Annotated in this window: 1 pseudogene; it reads left to right on the forward strand. The window is 61.2% G+C overall.

Going from position 1 to position 1,362, the window contains the following annotated elements:
• Positions 1-81: 81 nt before the first annotated feature.
• Positions 82-1,194, forward strand: a pseudogene (locus tag IVA91_RS35960) (IS481 family transposase); the annotation flags it as partial.
• Between the last annotated feature and the right edge of the window lie 168 nt (positions 1,195-1,362).

The following is a 1,362-nucleotide window of genomic DNA, read 5'->3' on the forward strand; positions in this document are numbered from 1 at the left end:
GGTCCAAACCGGCTACATGGGTAACAGACTAGACCGGCGACATGGGTAACAGGTCAACTATTCGGCAAGGAGGGCTTGCCGATGGCTTGGAAGGAGACCTGTGCCGTGAGTGAGCGGATGGAGTTTGTGGTGGCGGTTCGAAAGGGCGAGGAAGCATTTGCAATGATCTGCCGGCGGTTCGGCGTGAGCCGCCGGATTGGCTACAAATGGCTTACGCGTTTCGAGACGGAAGGACCTGCGGGCCTGGAAGATCGCTCACGAGCTCCACGGCACCACCCGCAATCGATTGCAGGCGACATTGCTGAGCGATGCCTTGCAGTGCGGCGTGCGCATCCGACTTGGGGTCCTTTGAAGGTGCGGGCCTATCTGGAACGGGCCGCGCCGAAGACGGACTGGCCGGCGGCGAGCACGATCGGAGAGCTGTTCGACCGAGAGGGGCTGACGGTCAAGCGTCGACTGCGACGGCGTGGACCGCCGTCGAGCGCGCCTTTTGCCGATTGCCAGGAGGCCAACGATATCTGGTGCATCGACTTCAAGGGCTGGTTCTTGACCGGTGACGGCAAGCGATGCGAACCACTGACGATCACCGATGCATACAGTCGCTATCTTCTGCGCTGCCAGGCGCTTCCCCGAACGGACACCGAGCATGTCTGGCCTGTGCTCGATGCGGCCTTCCGCGAGTTCGGCCTTCCCCACTACCTGCGATCGGACAATGGCTCTCCGTTTGCCTCGGTCGGCGCTGGCGGATTGTCGAGAATGTCGGTCAACCTGATCAAGGCTGGGGTGATACCGGAACGCATTACTCCCGGGAAGCCGCAGCAGAACGGCCGTCACGAGCGCATGCATCTTACCCTGTTGCAGGACGCGGCAAGTCCACCGGCGCGCAGCCTGCGTGAGCAGATCAAGCAACTGCGCCAGTTCCAGCACACCTATAACCACGAACGCCCACACGAGTCTCTCGACAACGCTACACCTGCGGATCGCTACAAAGCGTCACCGCGTCGCTTCGATGGGATCCTACGCTCCCCCGAGTATGGCGATCAGGACATTCGCTGGGTCCGACGCAACGGAGAGATCAAGCTCGATGGCAAGTTCGTCTACATCAGCGCGGCATTGTCCGGCGAGCCCGTAGGCTTGGTGGCGTCCGAGGATGGCCAAACGGTCACCTACGGCCCGGTCACGCTCGGCACCATTGCTTATCGGGCGGATCAATTAAGAACGCCAAAGCGCTGTGGACCTTGGGGACAACGCTGCGCGTTGCCCCCAGGGTCCACAGCCCCAACAACAGCAGGCCTGAACGAAACGAGAATTGTGTTACCCATGTCGTCGGTTTGAACTGTTACCCATGTCGCCGGTTGCTCA

It is taken from the genome of Bradyrhizobium sp. 153, assembly GCF_023073835.1.
GTDB lineage: Bacteria > Pseudomonadota > Alphaproteobacteria > Rhizobiales > Xanthobacteraceae > Bradyrhizobium.